An 18,228-nucleotide genomic window follows, 5' to 3' on the forward strand; every position below is an offset into this window, starting at 1 on the left:
AATTTTTTTAACGGCAATGATCCTTTGAACTTATTTTATTATTGAGACTATAGTCATATTTTGGAGGCTCCAATGGGTTTCTTATCCATTCTAAGCTTTGCTCATAAACTGATACAGGAACGTGTCGCTCCAGGCGAGACCGTAGTGGATGCTACGGCAGGCAATGGGGTCGACACCGTTTTTTTAGCCAAATGCGTAGGTCCGCGAGGAACCGTTCACGCCTTCGATATTCAGGAGCAAGCCCTGCTTCTGACGGAGCAGCGTGTTGCCAAAGAGGTGCCCGGGGGCTCCTCGGTTCAGCTGCATTTACGTAGCCATGCGCTGCTCAAAGACACTCTGCCTATAGCGGCGCATGGGCACGTCGGGGCTGTCATGTTCAATCTGGGTTACTTGCCGGGCGCCGACCAGGAGACGATTACGAAGCCCGAATCCACCATCCCTGCGCTGCAAAGCGCTCTGGACGTTTTGCGTGTCGGAGGGATTCTGACGATTGCCTTGTACACCGGGCATGAAGGCGGCGGACTTGAAGCCGAAGCCGTGCACCAATGGGTCGAACAGCTTCCGCAGCAGCAGTACCAGGTCCTGGAATATCGCTTCCTTAACCGGCATAACAGCCCACCTTACTTACTGGCGGTAGAAAAAAGACAATCGAGCTGATATAATGCTACTAAAAAATTGGAAAAACCTTAGAAAGCAGGGAATGCATTGAAACCATATCCATTATTATTTCAACCCGAAATGAAAGAGCGTGTTTGGGGCGGCCGTGCCCTGGAGCAATTCGGCCTGAAGCTGCCCGATGGCCCGATAGGCGAAGGCTGGATGATTGGAGATCATCCGAACGGCACAACCAAGGTGGTGAATGGCGAGCTTGCGGGCATGGGCCTGGATCAAATTCGCGAGCAATATGGCAAAGAGCTGTTCGGCACCAAAGGCTTCTCCGAGAAAAACGGCCGTTTCCCTCTGCTGATCAAGCTGCTGGACTGCCAGGACGACTTATCCGTTCAGGTGCATCCGAATGACCATTACGATCGCCTTCCGCAGGGAGAACTCGGCAAGACGGAAATGTGGTATATTCTTGATGTCAAGCCCGGCGCCAAAATTATTTACGGGCTGAACGACGGAGTAACCCGCGAGCAATTGGCTCAAGCCATTGAGGAAAACCGCATTCTGGATTGCTTGCGTGAAATCCCGGTTGAAGCTGGAGACTCCTTCTATATCCCGGCAGGTACGGTTCACGCGCTGGGCGCAGGAATTCTGGTAGCGGAAATCCAGCAAAATTCGGACAGCACTTATCGTTTATACGATTACAATCGCTTGGGGCTTGATGGAAAGCCGCGTGAGCTTCACATTGAAGACTCCTTGAACGTTATCGCTTACGAAGGCTCGGGTTCCTCCTATATGAAAACCGAGCTTGCGGGCGCCAATCAATGGCTTACGCTGGCACGCTCTCCGTTCTTCATTACGGAAAAAGGCAAGGTGGAGCAAGCCTGGGCGCTGCAAACCACTGCAGAAAGCTTTGTGATCCTTATCATTTGCGACGGTACCGGCACTATCCAATGGGCCGATGGAGAGCTTGCCGTCAAGCCTGGAGAATGCTATTTGATCCCGGCCAATCTGGGGAACTACACGTTGACCGGATCTATGACCGTGCTTCGAAGCTATCTCCCTTAACCTTAATACAGAAAACAACCACCCTGGAATTTCAGGGTGGTTGTTTTGCGTTTTGCGTTTATTATGCAGATCCTCGTCGGATTATTGGGTCATGACCGATGCCTGGGCGGCATTCATGGAGAAATATTGTGCGGGCGAAGAAGCATCCGGCGGGAAATACACGACAAGCAGCCGCTCTTCATCCGTTAGCATCTCGCCCGTTTCCAGATAGTGGTCCAACCGGAACGGAAGCACTTCGATCATGACATGCTTATGCAAGTCCTTCTCGCTAATACGCAGGGAAGCGAAGGTTTCCGAGACGGCCTCGGGATGCTCCGCCAGCAGCTTGAAGTAACCGGCCTGAGCTGCCTTATCCAGCTTGAAATCCCACCATATTTTTCTCGGCTTGTACTTATGGTTAAGGAAGTAATCCAGCTTCATCAAGCCCTCCACTACTTCCAGGCTCTTGGTTCCCCGCTGGATCAGGAAATCGCGCAGGCGGGTGAACAAATCCTCCAGCTGGTGGCCGATTTTTTGCCAGCCCCGGGATTCCCAGAAGTCCCCGAACTGCTGGAAGAAATCGAAGGCCGAAGGGAATTCCTCTCGAATCAAATAGTTTACGGTATGGTCCATCCGGTGGGCATTCCAATACTTCTCCAGAACATCCTCCACCCGTTTAATTCGAACCAGATCCGAGAAAGGCAAAATATCGTTGCCGAGAATTTCATAAGGCGCATAATCCATAAATTTATAGCCGTATTTCTCCGCATCCGCCCTCATACCGGTTCCTCGAAGCATTTTCAGAAATCCAAGCTGCAGCTCCTCCGGTCCCAATGCAAACACGTCGTTGAACGTTTTGCGGAACGAATTGTAATCCTCCTCCGGCAGGCCGGCAATCAAATCGAGATGCTGGTCGATCTTGCCGCTTTCCTTGACCTTGGTCACCGTACGGGTCAGCTTGGTGAAATTTTGCCTCCGTTTGACGAGGCTGTTCGTGAGATCATTCGTCGACTGGACCCCGATCTCAAAGCGGAAGATGCCGGGCGGCGCGTTCTCCGCCAAATAGTCCAGCACCTCGGGCCGCATGATGTCGGCGGTAATCTCAAATTGAAATACCGTACCACGATGGTTTTTGATAAGAAAATCGAAGATTTCCATCGCATAGTCCCTTTTAATGTTAAAGGTCCTGTCCACGAACTTGATCAGCTTCGCTCCCGAATCGATCAGGTAAAGCAAATCGCTTTTGGTCCGTTCCATATCAAAATACCGTACCCCAACCTCAATGGAAGACAAGCAGAATTGGCAGCTGAACGGACAGCCACGGCTCGTCTCAAAATAAACGACACGGTTCGCCAAGCTTGGAACATCCTCGGCAAAGCGGTGCGGAGAAGGAATGTCATCCAGCTGCAGCTTGGGACGGGGCGGGTTGATGATCACTTTATCGTTCTTGCGGTAGGCCGCACCGAACACACTGTACATTTTCCGGTCTCCCGAAAGCTCCTGAAGCAGGTGGTGGAACGTTTCCTCCCCTTCCCCCATCACGATGTAATCCACCTCGGGAAGTCGGTTCATCCAATACTCCGTATCGTAGGATACCTCCGGTCCTCCCAGCACGATAGTAAGCTCCGGCTTAATTTTTTTCATCATGTTGATGACCGTAATCGTCTCTTCAATATTCCAGATATAACAGGAGAAGCCGAGAATATCCGGATTTTTTTGGAACAAATCGGATACGATATTCATCGCCGGGTCCTTAATCGTATATTCTACGATATCTATATCAAAATCTTTCTCGCTGAACGCCTTCAAGTAACGAAGCGCAAGCGAGGTATGAATATATTTCGCATTCAACGTAGATAGCACAACTTTCATTCGAATACCCTCATTTGCTGGCAGAATCAATTATTCCTTTATTCTACACGGAAACAGGGATGAACACAAAAAAAAGAAAATGGAACGGCTTCTCCATTTTCCTGCTATACCCAGCTGTTATTTGATTCAGTCCAGCCCGACTCCGGGGTCATCGCTTGAAGCAGAAACTCGTCGCTGCCTTCCCCGTTCCATACATTGGCTTGGCTTATTAATTGAGCTTCTACCTGATCCTTCTGTGAAAGCAGCTCTTCGCGGTCACCCTCGGATAAAAGGAGATTTCGTTTTAATTGCTGGCGCTGCTCCATTCGTTTAGCCATTTGATATAAAATCATGCTCGATCTTCCCTTCTGCTTTTTCCTCGTTATCGTTAGGATACCGCCCCAATATTAAGACAAGATTAGCGGAACATAAACCATTCGTTAAAAAATCCTTTGACGATACGGATTCTCTCTCTATTTTTCCCAGAGAGTTGAAATATATGTAAAACGGTGGCGCCTTATGCCAAAAAAAACAAGAACATTGCATATTGGCGTTTTCAGCGTCCTTAAGTTTCTCCCATCAGGCCGAACGTGTTATAGTATCTGTAACTGTATGAATACCCAAACCATCTATACGTAACGGAGCGAGGAATAAAGATGAACAAACCTAAAGGACAAGCTGCCCCCCGTCAAGGGAAAAAGCCGTACAACGGACAGCAGCCCCGATATACAAATAGCGGCGATGACGTCAAGATCGGCGATCGTATTGTCGTAACGATAAAAAGAATCGGAATTAACGGAGAAGGTGTAGGCTATTACAAGAGAAAGGCCGTCTTTATTGACGGGGCCCTGCCCGAGGAGGTTGTCAAGGCCAATGTGACGAAGGTCGAGCCGACCTATTTGTCCGCAAAGCTGGCCGATATCGAGAAAAAATCTCCGGATCGCGTAAAGCCGCCCTGTCCGGTGTACGAGTCCTGCGGAGGCTGTCAGCTCCAGCATATGACTTACCCCGCTCAGCTTCGCGCTAAGGAGGAGCTTGTGCGAGAAGCCTTCAACCGGTACGCCAAGCTGGCGGATTTGCCTCTGCGGCCTATTCTCGGGATGGACGACCCTTGGGGGTACCGCAATAAAGCCCAGCTGCAGGCGGGCTGGGCTAATGAACAGATCATAACGGGGCTGTACTCCCCCGGCTCGCATCGGCTCGTCGATATTTCGGGCTGCCCGATCCAGCAGCCGGCCATCAACGATGTCATTGCCAAGGTCAAAGCCATCTTTTCCCGGCTTCATATCCAGCCATACCAGGAGCGCAGCCGCAAAGGGACCGTGCGCACCGTGGCGGCAAGGGTCAGCAGGCAGACGGGGAACGTCCAGCTGACATTCATTACCGCCTCGGACAAGCTTCCGGAGAAGGAACGCCTGATCGCGGTGATCCGTGCGGAGCTCCCGAATGTGACTACCATCGCCCACAACATTAACAAGGCCGATACGCCGCTCGTGTTCGGCGAAGAGACCCGCGTCCTGTGGGGCGAGGAACGTTTGGACGAGGAGCTTGGTGGCCTTCGCTTCTCCTTATCGCCGCGGGCCTTCTTCCAGCTTAACCCCGAGCAGACCGTCAAGCTGTACGATGCTGCCAAGGAAGCAGCGGCTTTGACCGGCAGCGAGCTTGTCGTCGATGCTTACTGCGGTACCGGCACGATTGGTCTATGGCTCGCTCCGCTAGCCAAGGAGGTTCGCGGCATCGAGATCATCCCCGAGGCGGTGGATGACGCCCGCCGCAATGCCGAGCTGAGCGGTGCCGACAACGCGAAGTTTTACGTCGGGCGCGCGGAGAAGCTGCTGCCCGAATGGGTCAAGCGCGGCACCCGTCCCGACGTCATCGTCGTCGACCCGCCGCGCACCGGCTGCGATCGCGAGCTGCTGAGCGCGATCGCGGCCGCGAAACCGGCACGACTCGTCTACGTGTCGTGCAACCCCTCCACCCTGGCCAAGGATTGCCAGGTGCTGCTGCAAAGCGGCTACCGGCTGGAGTGGATCCAGCCGGTGGACATGTTCCCTCAGACGGCGCATGTGGAATGTTGCTCACTGTTAGTGCGGAAGGACAGTTAAATCAGAGATGTATTGGCGGAAATAGCAGCGAGGGGCGACGAACCCCTCTTTTTTGTTGGATTATGTACTATGAACAAAAATAAAATGCATTAGCTTTCGAGCGGATAAAAACTGTCCTATGCAGTTGGGTGATGCAGGCGTGAAGCAAAGTTCAAGTCATTGTTATCATTAAGTCTAATAACTTTTTCTTTGTATAATCGTAACCGGGATTCGAACTCATCTCGACTTCTTTCAAAATCTCTCGTCCATTTATACATCATTTTCAGCATCTCAATATCAGGTTTATAGTTACACTTTTCAATACCAAGATTTTGTTTGAGAAACCGGGTTAAGATTCTTATTCTGCGCTTCCACAAAGGTGTATCTAGAAATATGATTGTATCCGCCATTTCAAATAAACAACGATATGATGGTCGGTCTGTACCTTCGAATATCCATTCACCATATGTATCAATGTCCTTAATAACCTCAATCTGCTCATCTGCGGTTCGTTTATACCTTCCGATTTCAGTTCGATGATGAACGATACTATCCAACTCATACCAAGGAATTTTTAATTTTTCGGATAGTCGCTTGGCAAGTGTTGTTTTACCGCTAGCTACTATTCCAATTATGAGAACCTTTTTCAAGTGATTACACCTCACATTGACATTATGGTTACGAGTGTTCCCTAGTCACTAGTTAGAAACTTGTTAGAATAATTATAACGTATCATATGGAACCACAATAAGAGGGTTATTTACGTCAAGTCGATATTCGAGTTAGGTTTACGTTGGTAGTAACTATAATGGAAATAGAGGTTGTGGCGTTTAGCAGGATATAGCGACTTAATACGATTGATTTCCTCAGCGGTTAGAGATGTAACAAGTCTAAGCTTGTCCTTGATAACTTTCATAACTTCACGTCCTTCTTTAGGAGGGCTTTACTTTTTGTGTCGGTGTATTTCTCATGCCCTCCCGAGCCTTCTCCTTGTGATGTCTCAGGTTAGCTTTGCAAGGTATGCAGGGGGCATAAAAAATTTGCAAATAATGGCGAGTAGGTATCTGTGAAAAAGCAGTAAAACGTGAGCAAGCATTTATGTACTTCTCGTCCCAAAAAGAGGAATTTCATAATTTAAAACAAATTTGTAACTAAGAAATCGAATAAATGGGAGTTGCTTGGATGCCACCATATTTTTCAGTACACTATTCATTGCCATATTCAACTTTTACTCAGAATTTTGTTGGTGATATTTACAACACAATATTTAGCGGCTTCCCTTTTAAATCAGGTTATTGGATGTCAGAAAACAATACTCTTGAAGAGATAATAAGTTGGAATACTTCCCTGCTTGCTAAGAAATTCAAACTAGGATTTGACCAACATGTAAAGCATGATTATAAGCAAATTCTCCTGGAATCAGATTTGTATAGCCATCTTCGCCTGTTTTGGATGTACCAATCCAATGAAATTGTTTTGCATCTGATTGTCCCTGAAGATGATATTTTCTTGGATAACGGGTTTTTGAGGTACGATAGTTCGAAGTTATTACCTCTCCTTAATCTTTCCGTGAAGATATGCGATTCGTTCGGCGTTAACACAATTCAGACCTATCACGAGTTAGGGGCTCCAACAAGTTATAAGAAAGTCTTGAGTGGTCAGCAGCCATCGACTGAACCATTCAGCATTTTGTTACCTGAAGTATTTAGTCAATTTGAGGACGTCTTAAACCACAAGTTCATTGTAAAGAAATTTAATCGTGGAGTTCTTTTAATTGAGAAGGACTATGATATTGAAGCTTGAATGAGGTGGTTATAGTGGACAAAGATGAAAGGCTAATAGCAGAAGAGACATTAAAACACTTATTTGTTGGTTCGAGTGTAGACGGTATGCAATTTGGATTATCTCCCGCGACAACAAAGATTTACTTTACTCATTATGGCAGGAATAGCGATGAAGATTTTGTATTTTTGAATATTGAATCAAAATGGTCAATTTATCCAAGCGATACGGTTTCTTTTCCGGGTTCAGAAATCGCAATGATGGACATGACTGAAGAAGAGGAATACTGGAATTTATACAAAATAAGACGTCAGAAAGTAACTCAGATAAAGATTGGCGAAATGTCCCCTCATTTATACATCACATTGGAATCCGGTTTAATTCTTTTTGTTAATGGGTTTCATGAAAAGTATGAGTGTTGGCAATCAGGAGTTCTTTTTGATGATTCATGGTTAGTAGTTGCTTGTCCAGGAAATGGAATAGCCATTTGGGCTCCGACGACTGAAGAGAAAGATTAATTAAGGTGAACACTGCCGCATCCAATTTGATGTTGTCAATAATGCTCAATCCACACACGTGGAGCGCTGTGTGTCGCTCATTAGAAAATAACCAATTCGAGACCCCATGTTCCCGCCCTAATAACGAAGATCTCAAACGCGACTAAGCTGCCTGAGATCTTCGTTTTGTATGCAATTAATTAAACAAGCTTGAGTTTTGCTTTAAGTTACCACTATAGTAGGTCTTAATCACGTTTCTTTATGAACTCAGCCATTAACTTGAATACTCCCACCGAGAAATTCATGGCTATATATATCAGTGATTTTATCCAGCACACGCTGCGCATGTTCTGTAAATTTCAAGTCCGTAACCCGATCTTTCAACAGAAACACGCCGGTCTCATTGCGGTGTTTGCCGAGGGCTCCCTCAAATAATAGATTGGCGCCCAGGGTAGGCGGAGAGGAAAAAAACTTCATAAACAGTTCAAACCATAAGGCCAGTCCGGAATCTTTTCCTTTTCTTAGCGTGTTGTTAATTCCCGGGTCCACGCTGCGGATCTTGATGCCTTCCTTGGCAAGTTGCGGTGCGACGGCTTGAGTCCACAACGAAAGAGCCAGCTTTGAAGTCGCATAAGGGCCAAACATTTTGCGGAAGGTTTTGGGGTGCTCTAAGTTTTCGATCGAAAACTCCTTAGTAAATCGAAGCGCCTGTGATGAAGTGTTAATCACCGTTTTTAAGCTGCCGTTTGTCAACAGCTCCTTTAATTCCATCAGAATAATATAAGGAACGACCGTCAACAATTCATAATGCAATTCGCGCCCTTGTTTCGAATAGCGCAGCTCACTTAAGCCTCCTCCGGCGTTGTTGAACAAAATATCGATCCGCTGCTCCTTGCTTTTGATTTCTTCCAAAGAGTGTCTCAAGCTGCCGTAATCGGTGAGATCCGTCACTTTATAGGCCCGGAGCCATCCGTTCTTCAGATGATTTTGGAAGAATGTATCGTCCGCTGGAAAACTCGACCGGTTTAAAGCAACCACCTGCCAGTTCTCCGACAGCAATTTCCGGGTTAATGCCAACCCGATCCCACTACTTGCGCCTGTAATCAGTGCGATATGTTCTCGTTCGTTTGTATTCAATATACGTCCTCCTTCATTCGGCCTATTCATCGGTCATATGCGCACATCAGTCGGAAGCGGGCAGGAGGATCAGTTTGCCGTGGGCACGCCCACTCTGACTGATTTCGACGGCGGAACGCCATGCGTCGAGTGCGAAGGTCTTGGCGACCGGAATAGTGAACTTGCCGTCTGCTGCGTACTGGGCAAAGTCGCCGACAACGTCATAACGTAGGGTATGTACTTCTCCGTAGCTGGCGCGAACGCCAAATTCAGCGGCTGCGGCGAAATCGCTGACGGTTAGGACGCGCTCGGGATGCCCATTGACGATATGGATTAAATCTATCATTGCGCCGCTGATTGGTGCGGCATCCAGGGCGAGGTCTACCGGCTGCTTCGCCAGTTCGGTCACTCGCTCGACCATTCCATCGCCGTACGAGGTCACCATCGCTCCCATTGCGCGGAGTTTGTCGGCGTAGGTGGTACCGGCGGTTGCAACCACACGAGCACCGCGCATGAGCGCAATCTGGACGGCGGCGAAGCCTACCGTGGTGCCAGCTCCGTGCACGAGTACGGTCTGACCCGGCCTCACCCCGAGAGCATCAATGCCTCGGTAGGCGGTTTCAACCGCCATTGGCAGTGCTGCAGCCTGTACAAAGTCGAGTCCGATCGGGATGCGGAACCAGTAGTACATGATCGCTCGGTCGGATGCACCTGCGCTTGATCCACCCATGAAATCGGCGGCCCCCAGAACCGCATCACCTATAGCGACATCGGTAACGCCCTCTCCAACTGCGTCTACAATACCTGACAAATCCAGCCCAATCCCGCGAGGCAAGGGCAGTTGACCGGCGAAGTGTCCTCGGCACATCACCCAGTCAACCGGATTTAACCCACAAGCGCGTACACTCACGCGAATGCGTCCCGGCCCTGGTTCTGGGATCTCCACCTCCTCCAGGCGCAAGACGTCGGTTGGTTCACCGTAATCGTGGAACCGAATTGTCCGCATGGTAGCAGGGTTGGATGCCTGATTCTTCACATCTTTGAAAGACGTATCTAAATTCTCCATTTCGATGTTCCCTCCAGTTTGCTCTGATGGAATAGTGTTCTCTGTGAATTCATAAGGTCATCCAAGGAAAAGCACGAAAGCCTAAACGATTAAGTTCACTTGAAGGCAAGATGACTTGAGAGGAAAGTTACATGGAAATTCACGACATCCCTGCCTACATTTTAATAGTCATGAGAAGAAGCCCTGAGCCAGCTGCGAACTGAGCGTGCTCAGATCTGGGAGCCGCCTCCGTCAACAGGGAACTCAGCCCCGGTGGTATAGGTGGCCTCAAATGCTAGGAATGCTACGGCTTTGGCGACCTCGGCTGGATCGCCGAAACGCAGCATTGGGATCTGCTGTTTCATCTGCTCCTTCGTCTGTTCTGCAATTTCCTTCGGCATCGACCGCTCCAGGATCCCTGTGTCGATGGGGCCGGGGCTGACCGCGTTGACTCGAATCTTCCGCGGTAACAGTTCACGGGCCAGACTGCGAGTCATGGAGCGCAGCGCCGCTTTACTGGCCGAGTACGCACTGATCATCGGGATCCCCAATACGTTCGTTATAGAGGTGGTGAGCACCACGCCACTTCCTTCGTTTAGCAATGGGGCAAGCTTCTGTACGGTGAAGTACGGACCTTTAGCGTTGATTGTATGTAACTCGTCGTACACATCCTCGGACATTGACTCGAAAGGGATGTAGCGCGTAATGCCGGCGTTAACGAACAGGGCATCGATCGTGCCGAACTCATCCTTGACCCGATCGGCCAGCCTATCGATATCCGTCAACGACGCAGTGTCGCTCAGCAATGAGACCGCGTTGCTGCCGAGTTCCTCACGAGCCGAGTCGAGCTTAGCCTGGGTACGCCCGGTGATCAGAACGCGTGCTCCTTCATCCACCAGCAGCTTCGCCGTCACGAGGCCAAGTCCGCTGCTACCTCCCGTGATCACTACTTTCTTGCCAGCGTATTTACTAACAGGATTGTTTTCCATGTTCATCTTCCTCCCTTTGGGTATGCACTGCTTTCACAGAACCCATCGTTTCTAGTTTTCTTGTTTTACTTTGAACCAACGATAGACCCAACAGTGTAGTAAAAACTACACTGTCTGTGTTAATCTTATCTAAGCGGTTTGGGTTGTACAACCAGTAAACAGCCGCATTTGTGGCTTATACAACACATGTACTTATTTGTTGTTTTAGCTTTCCAAAATACACATGCTAACCAATATATCCCAAAGAGAGAGGGAGAAGCATAACATGCTCACTCACACAAACGATCCCCGTGTGAAACGGACACGTCAGCTATTGATGCAAGCTTTTATGGAATTGCTTGAGAAGAAAAAGAATGTCTCTTCTATTACCGTACAAGATATTACGGCTTACGCGACCGTAAATCGCTCCACGTTCTATGCGCATTTTGAAGACAAATTCGCATTTCTTGAGAGCTGGATGAGGGAAAAATTTCAGGAGAAGCTGCAGAATGAGCTGCCTAATGCTGCTTTATCCGATACAGGGAGCCTGCGAACGCTTATTTTAATCGTTTTCGATTTTCTTTTCTGTACTCGTCCGTATATGACTTTAACTGACCGTCAGTATGAACCGTTATTTCAGGTCGCGATGCAAAAGGAGCTATATGATCTATTATTTGCCTGGTTAAGTGAACAATCGGAACCATCCGTTTCACGAGAAACGGTGGAGACTGCCGCCCTGATTACAAGCTGGAGCATTTTTGGATCAGCCGTGGAGTGGAGCAGACATCCGCAGCATAGATCGGCGGAAGACATGGCGCGAGAAGTTTTGGTGGTCGTTGCTGCTGGTTTAGCACCCGTAATAGGGTAATCATGTAGTGTTTCGAACAGGCGGCGAGATCAAATAGAGTGCCAGAAACTATTATTTGTTAGACTCCTTCGATATGTTTAAAGCTATCTTCCCCGACGACTTTTGAGGTAGAATGAAGGAACTGCGTATTTTCTAGTACTACGTATGAGGAGGATCAACCGTGACCAAGAGTAATGACACCAGCGATAAAAAGATGTTGTCACCAGAACAGCGTGAAGAACTACTCGCAGCATTGAAATCCCGATTTGAGAAAAATATGAACCGCCACGACGGCCTTGAGTGGGCTCATGTTCAAGCCAAGCTCGAAGCTAATGTTGATAAATTATGGTCGCTCTATGAAATGGAGAGAACCGGCGGCGAACCGGATGTGGTCGGTCATGAGCTAGAGACGGATGAATACATCTTTTACGATTGTTCCGCGGAAAGTCCTAAAGGCCGCAGAAGTGTTTGTTACGATCGGGAAGCTCTGGAGTCACGAAAAGAACATAAGCCGCAGAATAGCGCTATGGATATGGCAGCCTCCATGGGGATTGAACTTTTAACGGAAGCACAATACCGGGAATTGCAGAAGCTTGGAAAGTTTGATACGAAAACATCGAGTTGGGTGATAACCCCTGACAATATTAGAAAACTTGGCGGAGCCCTCTTTTGCGACCGGCGCTACGAGACTGTTTTTGTGTACCATAATGGCGCGGAATCCTACTATGCCGCCAGAGGGTTCCGCGGCTCGCTGAGGGTCTAAATTTTGGAGTCCCTCAGTCATGTGGAGTGCTGTATGATGCCCTTTTCACTGAGGGCATTCTTTTTTGGAGCGTTTAGGAACGCAAATCTATTATTTATTCCAGTAAGGCCATTACACATCATAGGAGATGTCTCATAGATCATGTTAAAGAAAGAAGTCGCTTATATTCGCAAGCTGTTTAAGCTGGATCATGAAAAGCTTCAAATTCACGATATTTTAAATGTGTATATTATGAAGGAAACAAGCGAGATCTATCATTACGAACGTCAGCCTTTTGCACTATTGGACAGGGAAAAGCAGGAGCTTTATATGGGGAATTTCAAAAAGCTGATGGCCGGCGAATTGGATCAAAAGCTGTTCGAGCTAAAGCTTCACGAGGAAGCGGAGACGCCTACGCGGGTGCTTCTTCATCAAGGTCTGGTGACCGGCAATGCGGAGGAATGGCATGATCTGATGATCCTGCTAGTGGAGAAAATGCTGGTAGATACCCAGTATGAAAAGGATACGGTGATTACTTTCGTCCGCGGCCAATACTACCAGCCGACCAAGGCAAGAAACGAAGAGGCCGAGGTGAGCGAAAACGACGAGATGTTCTCCAACCTGTTCATTCTGTGCAGCATCAATTCGACGGAGCAGCAAAAGAAAACACTCATGTTCGATTACGTCGAGCGGGAATTCAAATACAATGTCATCGTGGATCCGATCATTAAGTTGAGTTCGCCGGAGCAAGGCTTCTTCTATCCCAGTGTGACGGATGGCTATTCCGATGTGAATCGTATTCTGTATTGCTCGGGGAGAGCGAATGATCCGAATCAGCATTTCATCGAGGAAGTCTTGAATGCCGAGAAGAGCGTGACTGCGCTGGAAGAGAGAGCCATTTTCGAAGAGATCGTAAAGGAAGTGGCTGGAGATCAGCTCGATACCTCAACGATAGCCAGCGTATACGAGGAAATTCATCAGGTCATCGAGACCCACGAAGAGGAAGAACCTCCGAAGCTGGACTATAAAGATGTGGAACGCTTGCTGACGGTCAGCGGCGTGGAGAATGTGACGGCGGAAAGGGTGGAACGAGCGTTCCAAACGATCGTCGACGACAAAAACTACGAAATTAAAGCGAGCAGCGTCATTCCGAAATTCACTTCAAAATCGATTAAGATCGATACGAAGATCGCCACCATTTCGGTCAGTCCCCAGGATCTGAAGTACGTAAGACAGGTCAATTATCAAGGGAAACGATGCATCTTGATCGAGGTGGACGAGGACGCCGTCATTGACGGATTTACTCTCAGTACGGAAACGTTGTAGATTAGGAGCCTGGGATTGAACGTGCCGCAAGCGATCTGATCTCAAGTAAACTTTATAAAGCGCCTCCTGATAGATATTGTAGAGCACATGCTCACATTCCATCAGCCGAGGCGCTTTCTTGCTTATAAAGTCGATGCCTTAGCGTAAAGCACTCTACCTACACTCCATTTTTTTCGCTTGACCCTAACACTAATGTCAGGGTTTATAATGAAATCGAATCGATCATCAGGAGGCGTTGAAGCATGAAAATCGGAGAGCTTGCAGCCCTTACCGGGGTCAGCATCCGTTCGCTGCGTTATTATGACCAGTTAGGCTTGATCAAGCCGGTTCGGCGTGAGAACGGCTACCGGGAATATTCGCCGCTGGCGGAAGAGCAGGTGCGGACCATACAGTTCTACCTCAAGCTCGGACTGTCGACGGAGCAGATCGCCGGTTTTCTTCATTGTGTCTTGAAAAATAAGGAAGCCTTCTGCCAGGAAGTGCTCCCGGTTTACCGCCAAAAGCTTGCGGAGATCGATGCTCAAATCCACCTGCTGCAAAACATCAAGTCGAATCTGGAGGAGCGTATTCAGTCGATTTTGGATGAACGGCAAACCCATGATGAGGAGGAACAAAAATGAGCATACCCAGAGTCAACACAACTACGTTTCGGAATGCCATTAAGGAAAAGGAAGTGACGCTTGTCGATTTCAGTGCCCAATGGTGCCCGCCCTGCAAAGTGCTCCTTCCTATTCTTGAAGAGCTGCAACACGAGGAAGGAAGCCGCTTGTCGATCTTGCAAATAGATTGCGACGAGTCGCCGGAGATTGCAGCTGAATTTGGCGTTATGTCCATGCCGACCGTTATCGTATTTCATAACGGCGAACCGGTGGATAAATTTATTGGCCTCCGGCCCAAGGGAGTATATCAGGCGGCGCTTTCGCGGTATGCGTAATACTACCGAAAAGCAACATGCTACAACAATCTTCGCCAATTTGTGACATATTTGCAGGAAATCCCCTCCAAATGTCGAAAGAAAGTAAAGGCGATAGGTATAACCTGTCGCCAGTATATTCCATCGAATGAAGTAGCGGAGGCATTTCCATGAACCGAATCACCATTATGACCATGCTGCTGTTCCTGATGATCATCGCATCTGCTTGCGGATCAACCAGCAGCGGCAAGGCTGAGAATCTGAAGAGTCAGTCGGCTCCTTCTGCTATTCTTCCCTCTCCTTCCTTACCGGCGGCACCAAGCCCAGAGCCGGAGGAACGCAAGCTGACGCCCGACGAAGAAGTCGCCCTGGCCTACATTACCGACTACTTGAATAGTGACGATCCCGAGGGCAAAGCCAATTACGTGAAGCAGCATTTTGCTCCCGATATGCAGGAGACGGCCTTGAAATACGCCTCCACTGTCACAAAGAAAGATAAACGCTTCAAAGACCCGAGCGTTAAGGAATCGATACAAATGCCGGTTAACGGGGTTCAGGTTACCCTGGTACTCATTCAGGGGTATGAAGACCAGCCATGCCGCGCATGCAATAACTTCAAAACCATCAAAGAAGTCATCCTGATGATCGCAGATAACAAAATGGTGTGGGGTTACTTGAAAACAGACGATTTTCACGAACGGCTGTCCTTCTATTTACTCCGGCATCAGTTCAAGACTGCCGCGGGAGAGGTTCCCGCATTAACCCTAACAGAGGGGGCGCCGGAAGAGGATCAGGAAGTGGGGCTTGCCTACATCCATGACTTTTATAACAGCGATGATTTAAAGGGAAAAAGAGCTTTTCTGTTCCAATCCATTCAGCCATCGGTAACATCCACATTCTATGCACATACCCAGGTAGCGACGAATAAAAACATTCGTCTCCAGAACGCCAAGGTTGCAGAATCGCTGCAATATCAGTTGGAAGAGCGGCGAGGCTCCTTGGTTCTCCTTCAGGGAGAATGCTCGTGTGACAACAAGGAATTGATTATACTGGTCGTCGATGCCAAAATGGCATGGCAGTATAAGAAGCTGGATAAGCTGCAGGAAGATATCATCTACCATCTTATCCGCGACAAATTCCAAGCCCCTTCCCCTTCCTGATATCATACTGCTCCACACAGAAGCCCAGGCTGTCAGGCCTGGGCTTCAAGATGTTACAACCATTTACTCCGACGAGCCGCCCACATCCGCTTCCCCCGCTCCCTTATGCTGCTCATTCGCAGAGACGATCAGCTTCTGCAGCCATTCCGGGACCTCGGAGTCCGATACGTTCAGCATATCCAGAAAATCAGAATCGTGCAGCAGGGAGCGGATCCCGGAGACGGCATTGCGATCACCGCTTACCGAGCCGAATCCTTGGGTCAGCTTCTGGTGGCTCTCAAAGCCAGTCGGCCAGTTGTTGCCCATATTAATGCAGGCCGCGTTTTCTACGGAGCCGATACGGATGGAGCCGATCACAAATTGAGGAGATAAAAAAGAAGATATGGCCATAACCTCCCATCCTGGAATGAGTCGCTGATCAGCTTTTGGTTACGCGGTAGCCGGTTTGCGTCCGCTGCAGACCTGATAAAGGAGGATCCGACATCTGGGAGGAGGGATTCGCCTTATGGGGGCTATGCCGCTGCTCGGAGGGCGCCGCAGAATCCGTCTTCCTTCGGATGTCGGCCTGCAGAGAAGATGAATCCGGGCTGATCTTGGCGCCGAAATTGTTCCCCAAATTCAGGGAGCCGCTTAGCTGCTCTATATCCAGATTGTCCAGACGATACTCCATTTTCTCCACAACCGGCTGATGAATATGGACATTTTCGATAGTAATCTGCGTCGTATTCGTTCTTAATTGTTCAAGGGATTGTTCAATTCGGCTAAACCGGTTGTTTAAATCCTGAAACCGTTTATCCAGCTCCACAGCCAGCGCTTGAGGTTGGGGCGGCCGCTTTTTCCAAAACATATGACTCACATGTTTCGTAACTTGGTCGTTGATACAGTATCGAATTGATCATCATCCCTTAAAGACGCTTGTAAACCGGTGATAAGAAGATGCTTTCCGTTGACTGTGCCAAAGGCTTGATTGCACTTGGCCTTATGCTTATAATTGCGCTGAATGTTGCTTCCATGGAAAATGCCTGACGAGCTGGACACCGTTCCAATTTGAAGATCATAGAAATGGATTCGTACCATCTTTTACCCACCTCGCGTTCTTTTTTGCCCTGGAAGAAAGGTTCAAGTAAAATCGATCGGGATCTGTGTCTGCTGTACGGAGGCTTCAATTTGCAGCTCAATCAGAAGCAAGCCTCTGCTATATTTAGCGGTGATCCTGTCTGCGCATACCGGCTTAGGCATCGGCAGAACCCGCCGGAATGGCCCGAAGAACCGTTCATTCAAGGTGATCCGATTCTCGGTAACTGGATATGTGCAGGGAATTTCCCCTTCCAGCACCAGGTTCTGCCCTTGAAGAAAGATGCCGAGTTGATCCGGAGAGCTGAGGCCTGGAATTTCGGCAAGCACGACTACGGCGGTGTGGGTATGATAAATATCGACACGCGGACCCGTCTTAGGGATCATCTCGGCGATATCCTGCCAGAACTCCTCCCCCAACACTTCGCTGGCCTGCTTATGAAACGTATGCACTTCCTTCATCGGATTTGTTTTATCCTTATCCACCAGCCGTCATCACCACGCTCTGACAGTTGCTTTTATCATTGTCTATGTATATGTACAAGAAAAGAAATGATGCTCCATGCCTCCCCGCTGGCTTGTCCTATTTAAAGCAGACGCGACATGGGATATCCCGTCCCGGTCAACATCTTGATGCTCCCCCCTATCAGCCGCCTACTCCCGAATGGTTATTTCATGAAACGGCTCTTGATGCCGCGATTTGGGCAGCTGCACCTCAATCACATCGCCGTCTAGTTTTGCGCTGGCCTGGGCCGGCGATATATCGCTGGGCAGTCTGATTTCCTGGGTGCTCCCCATAAATTCTATTTTGCAGGTATGCCTGTTGGCAAAAAAACGCAGATCGCCGCTGGACATGCTCTCCGGGATTTTACAGCGCAGGAAAATCACCCTTTGGCTTTGGAACAGCTCATATTCGAGGCTATCCTCCGTCGAAAAGGGGTCGTATCCCGCTGAGTGGGGGATGGAGTGCTGAACGAAATTTTTGAGGGTTTTATGCACGAATTTTTCGATTCCGGTATTTCCGGCAGGAAGAGGGAATTGCTCGATCAGGGCCCTCTGCAGCTCCTGCCAGCTCTTGATGGAATTCCGGGTAGGGTCCATAATGCTTCACAGCCTTTCGGAAAAAAATATCCGTCCTGAAATGAATCCTGCTGCTTGCCGTCTGCTGACTTT

22 protein-coding genes are annotated in these 18,228 nt (G+C 48.8%); 11 read left to right on the forward strand and 11 right to left on the reverse strand.

Annotated features, from left to right (window positions below; all coding sequences use genetic code 11):
- Positions 1-72 precede the first annotated feature (72 nt).
- Together GGC63_RS24520 and GGC63_RS24525 are read left to right on the forward strand one after the other, a co-directional pair.
- The gene (locus GGC63_RS24520; RefSeq protein ID WP_192704569.1) at positions 73-657 is read left to right on the forward strand and encodes a class I SAM-dependent methyltransferase; all 585 of its coding nucleotides are present in this window, start codon (positions 73-75) and stop codon (positions 655-657) included.
- Positions 658-705: 48 nt separating this feature from the next.
- Complete coding sequence (locus GGC63_RS24525) at positions 706-1,671, forward strand: type I phosphomannose isomerase catalytic subunit (RefSeq protein ID WP_192704570.1); 966 nt, start codon at positions 706-708, stop codon at positions 1,669-1,671.
- A gap of 81 nt (positions 1,672-1,752) precedes the next feature.
- Here the strand turns inward: GGC63_RS24525 and GGC63_RS24530 are convergent, their stop codons facing one another.
- Both GGC63_RS24530 and GGC63_RS24535 read right to left on the reverse strand, forming a co-directional pair.
- Positions 1,753-3,522: a B12-binding domain-containing radical SAM protein gene (locus GGC63_RS24530; RefSeq protein WP_192704571.1), complete on the reverse strand. Its 1,770-nt coding sequence runs from the start codon at positions 3,520-3,522 to the stop codon at positions 1,753-1,755.
- 104 nt (positions 3,523-3,626) lie between these two features.
- The gene (locus tag GGC63_RS24535) at positions 3,627-3,854 is read right to left on the reverse strand and encodes a hypothetical protein (protein ID WP_192704572.1); all 228 of its coding nucleotides are present in this window, start codon (positions 3,852-3,854) and stop codon (positions 3,627-3,629) included.
- A 303-nt stretch (positions 3,855-4,157) separates the two neighbouring features.
- Here GGC63_RS24535 and rlmD point away from each other — a divergent pair, with 303 nt between their 5' ends.
- On the forward strand, positions 4,158-5,606 hold the full coding sequence (gene rlmD / locus GGC63_RS24540) for a 23S rRNA (uracil(1939)-C(5))-methyltransferase RlmD (RefSeq protein ID WP_192704573.1): 1,449 nt from the start codon (positions 4,158-4,160) through the stop codon (positions 5,604-5,606).
- Positions 5,607-5,722: 116 nt separating this feature from the next.
- Here the strand turns inward: rlmD and GGC63_RS24545 are convergent, their stop codons facing one another.
- Positions 5,723-6,235 carry a EutP/PduV family microcompartment system protein gene (locus GGC63_RS24545; RefSeq protein WP_192704574.1) on the reverse strand — a complete coding sequence of 171 codons (513 nt, stop codon included), beginning with the start codon at positions 6,233-6,235 and terminating at the stop codon, positions 5,723-5,725.
- Between the two features lie 532 nt (positions 6,236-6,767).
- Between GGC63_RS24545 and GGC63_RS24550 the strand changes: the two genes are divergently transcribed.
- Together GGC63_RS24550 and GGC63_RS24555 are read left to right on the forward strand one after the other, a co-directional pair.
- Positions 6,768-7,388, forward strand: coding sequence for a hypothetical protein (locus GGC63_RS24550; protein WP_192704575.1), 621 nt, complete (start codon positions 6,768-6,770; stop codon positions 7,386-7,388).
- A 14-nt stretch (positions 7,389-7,402) separates the two neighbouring features.
- Positions 7,403-7,885 (forward strand): hypothetical protein, encoded by a 483-nt coding sequence (locus GGC63_RS24555; RefSeq protein ID WP_192704576.1) that lies wholly within the window; start codon positions 7,403-7,405, stop codon positions 7,883-7,885.
- A gap of 246 nt (positions 7,886-8,131) precedes the next feature.
- Here the strand turns inward: GGC63_RS24555 and GGC63_RS24560 are convergent, their stop codons facing one another.
- The 3 genes from GGC63_RS24560 to GGC63_RS24570 all read right to left on the reverse strand — a co-directional run bounded on the left by GGC63_RS24560 (position 8,132) and on the right by GGC63_RS24570 (position 11,014).
- Positions 8,132-9,001, reverse strand: a complete 870-nt coding sequence (locus tag GGC63_RS24560) for an SDR family NAD(P)-dependent oxidoreductase (protein WP_192704577.1) — start codon at positions 8,999-9,001, stop codon at positions 8,132-8,134.
- Between the two features lie 46 nt (positions 9,002-9,047).
- A complete protein-coding gene (locus GGC63_RS24565) occupies positions 9,048-10,046 on the reverse strand; it encodes an NADP-dependent oxidoreductase (RefSeq protein WP_225948474.1) in 999 nt (332 codons plus the stop codon).
- Positions 10,047-10,255: 209 nt separating this feature from the next.
- On the reverse strand, positions 10,256-11,014 hold the full coding sequence (locus GGC63_RS24570) for an SDR family oxidoreductase (protein WP_192704578.1): 759 nt from the start codon (positions 11,012-11,014) through the stop codon (positions 10,256-10,258).
- A 265-nt stretch (positions 11,015-11,279) separates the two neighbouring features.
- On the opposite strand from GGC63_RS24570, the gene GGC63_RS24575 reads away from it, so the two are divergent.
- The 6 genes from GGC63_RS24575 (at position 11,280) to GGC63_RS24600 (ending at position 15,981) form a co-directional block, all read left to right on the forward strand.
- The gene (locus tag GGC63_RS24575; RefSeq protein WP_192704579.1) at positions 11,280-11,861 is read left to right on the forward strand and encodes a TetR/AcrR family transcriptional regulator; all 582 of its coding nucleotides are present in this window, start codon (positions 11,280-11,282) and stop codon (positions 11,859-11,861) included.
- 193 nt (positions 11,862-12,054) lie between these two features.
- Positions 12,055-12,603, forward strand: coding sequence for a DUF4256 domain-containing protein (locus GGC63_RS24580; protein ID WP_225948483.1), 549 nt, complete (start codon positions 12,055-12,057; stop codon positions 12,601-12,603).
- A 141-nt stretch (positions 12,604-12,744) separates the two neighbouring features.
- On the forward strand, positions 12,745-13,908 hold the full coding sequence (locus GGC63_RS24585; protein WP_192704581.1) for a DUF4317 domain-containing protein: 1,164 nt from the start codon (positions 12,745-12,747) through the stop codon (positions 13,906-13,908).
- 242 nt (positions 13,909-14,150) lie between these two features.
- Positions 14,151-14,528, forward strand: a complete 378-nt coding sequence (locus tag GGC63_RS24590) for a MerR family transcriptional regulator (protein ID WP_079913898.1) — start codon at positions 14,151-14,153, stop codon at positions 14,526-14,528.
- Positions 14,525-14,842, forward strand: a complete 318-nt coding sequence (locus GGC63_RS24595; RefSeq protein ID WP_192704582.1) for a thioredoxin family protein — start codon at positions 14,525-14,527, stop codon at positions 14,840-14,842. The genes GGC63_RS24590 and GGC63_RS24595 overlap by 4 nt, the downstream gene beginning before the upstream one ends.
- A 149-nt stretch (positions 14,843-14,991) precedes the next feature.
- On the forward strand, positions 14,992-15,981 hold the full coding sequence (locus tag GGC63_RS24600; protein ID WP_192704583.1) for a hypothetical protein: 990 nt from the start codon (positions 14,992-14,994) through the stop codon (positions 15,979-15,981).
- 63 nt (positions 15,982-16,044) lie between these two features.
- On the opposite strand, the gene GGC63_RS24605 is transcribed toward GGC63_RS24600, so the two are convergent.
- From GGC63_RS24605 to GGC63_RS24625, 5 genes are all read right to left on the reverse strand, one after another.
- Entirely contained in the window at positions 16,045-16,371 is a 327-nt protein-coding gene (locus GGC63_RS24605) for a hypothetical protein (protein WP_192704584.1), read from the reverse strand.
- 28 nt (positions 16,372-16,399) lie between these two features.
- Positions 16,400-16,828, reverse strand: coding sequence for a spore germination protein GerPC (gene gerPC / locus GGC63_RS24610; RefSeq protein WP_192704585.1), 429 nt, complete (start codon positions 16,826-16,828; stop codon positions 16,400-16,402).
- A 5-nt stretch (positions 16,829-16,833) separates the two neighbouring features.
- Complete coding sequence (locus GGC63_RS24615) at positions 16,834-17,058, reverse strand: hypothetical protein (RefSeq protein WP_192704586.1); 225 nt, start codon at positions 17,056-17,058, stop codon at positions 16,834-16,836.
- Positions 17,059-17,100: 42 nt separating this feature from the next.
- Positions 17,101-17,541 carry an Hsp20/alpha crystallin family protein gene (locus tag GGC63_RS24620; RefSeq protein ID WP_192704587.1) on the reverse strand — a complete coding sequence of 147 codons (441 nt, stop codon included), beginning with the start codon at positions 17,539-17,541 and terminating at the stop codon, positions 17,101-17,103.
- Between the two features lie 168 nt (positions 17,542-17,709).
- Positions 17,710-18,156 (reverse strand): Hsp20/alpha crystallin family protein, encoded by a 447-nt coding sequence (locus GGC63_RS24625; protein WP_192704588.1) that lies wholly within the window; start codon positions 18,154-18,156, stop codon positions 17,710-17,712.
- Positions 18,157-18,228 lie beyond the last annotated feature (72 nt).

Source organism: Paenibacillus sp. OAS669, assembly GCF_014873645.1.
Classification (GTDB): Bacteria; Bacillota; Bacilli; order Paenibacillales; family NBRC-103111; genus Paenibacillus_S; species Paenibacillus_S vulneris.

Excerpts from the sequence above, each read along its gene's own strand:
- GGC63_RS24520 (WP_192704569.1), top strand. The coding sequence starts at position 73 with ATGGGTTTCTTATCCATTCTAAGCTTTGCTCATAAACTGATACAGGAA.
- GGC63_RS24530 (WP_192704571.1), bottom strand. The coding sequence starts at position 3,522 with ATGAAAGTTGTGCTATCTACGTTGAATGCGAAATATATTCATACCTCG.
- GGC63_RS24535 (WP_192704572.1), bottom strand. The coding sequence starts at position 3,854 with ATGATTTTATATCAAATGGCTAAACGAATGGAGCAGCGCCAGCAATTA.
- rlmD (WP_192704573.1), top strand. The coding sequence starts at position 4,158 with ATGAACAAACCTAAAGGACAAGCTGCCCCCCGTCAAGGGAAAAAGCCG.
- GGC63_RS24550 (WP_192704575.1), top strand. The coding sequence starts at position 6,768 with ATGCCACCATATTTTTCAGTACACTATTCATTGCCATATTCAACTTTT.
- GGC63_RS24565 (WP_225948474.1), bottom strand. The coding sequence starts at position 10,046 with ATGGAGAATTTAGATACGTCTTTCAAAGATGTGAAGAATCAGGCATCC.
- GGC63_RS24570 (WP_192704578.1), bottom strand. The coding sequence starts at position 11,014 with ATGGAAAACAATCCTGTTAGTAAATACGCTGGCAAGAAAGTAGTGATC.
- GGC63_RS24575 (WP_192704579.1), top strand. The coding sequence starts at position 11,280 with ATGCTCACTCACACAAACGATCCCCGTGTGAAACGGACACGTCAGCTA.
- GGC63_RS24580 (WP_225948483.1), top strand. The coding sequence starts at position 12,055 with ATGTTGTCACCAGAACAGCGTGAAGAACTACTCGCAGCATTGAAATCC.
- GGC63_RS24585 (WP_192704581.1), top strand. The coding sequence starts at position 12,745 with ATGTTAAAGAAAGAAGTCGCTTATATTCGCAAGCTGTTTAAGCTGGAT.
- GGC63_RS24590 (WP_079913898.1), top strand. The coding sequence starts at position 14,151 with ATGAAAATCGGAGAGCTTGCAGCCCTTACCGGGGTCAGCATCCGTTCG.
- GGC63_RS24595 (WP_192704582.1), top strand. The coding sequence starts at position 14,525 with ATGAGCATACCCAGAGTCAACACAACTACGTTTCGGAATGCCATTAAG.
- GGC63_RS24600 (WP_192704583.1), top strand. The coding sequence starts at position 14,992 with ATGAACCGAATCACCATTATGACCATGCTGCTGTTCCTGATGATCATC.
- GGC63_RS24605 (WP_192704584.1), bottom strand. The coding sequence starts at position 16,371 with ATGGCCATATCTTCTTTTTTATCTCCTCAATTTGTGATCGGCTCCATC.
- gerPC (WP_192704585.1), bottom strand. The coding sequence starts at position 16,828 with ATGTTTTGGAAAAAGCGGCCGCCCCAACCTCAAGCGCTGGCTGTGGAG.
- GGC63_RS24615 (WP_192704586.1), bottom strand. The coding sequence starts at position 17,058 with ATGGTACGAATCCATTTCTATGATCTTCAAATTGGAACGGTGTCCAGC.
- GGC63_RS24625 (WP_192704588.1), bottom strand. The coding sequence starts at position 18,156 with ATGGACCCTACCCGGAATTCCATCAAGAGCTGGCAGGAGCTGCAGAGG.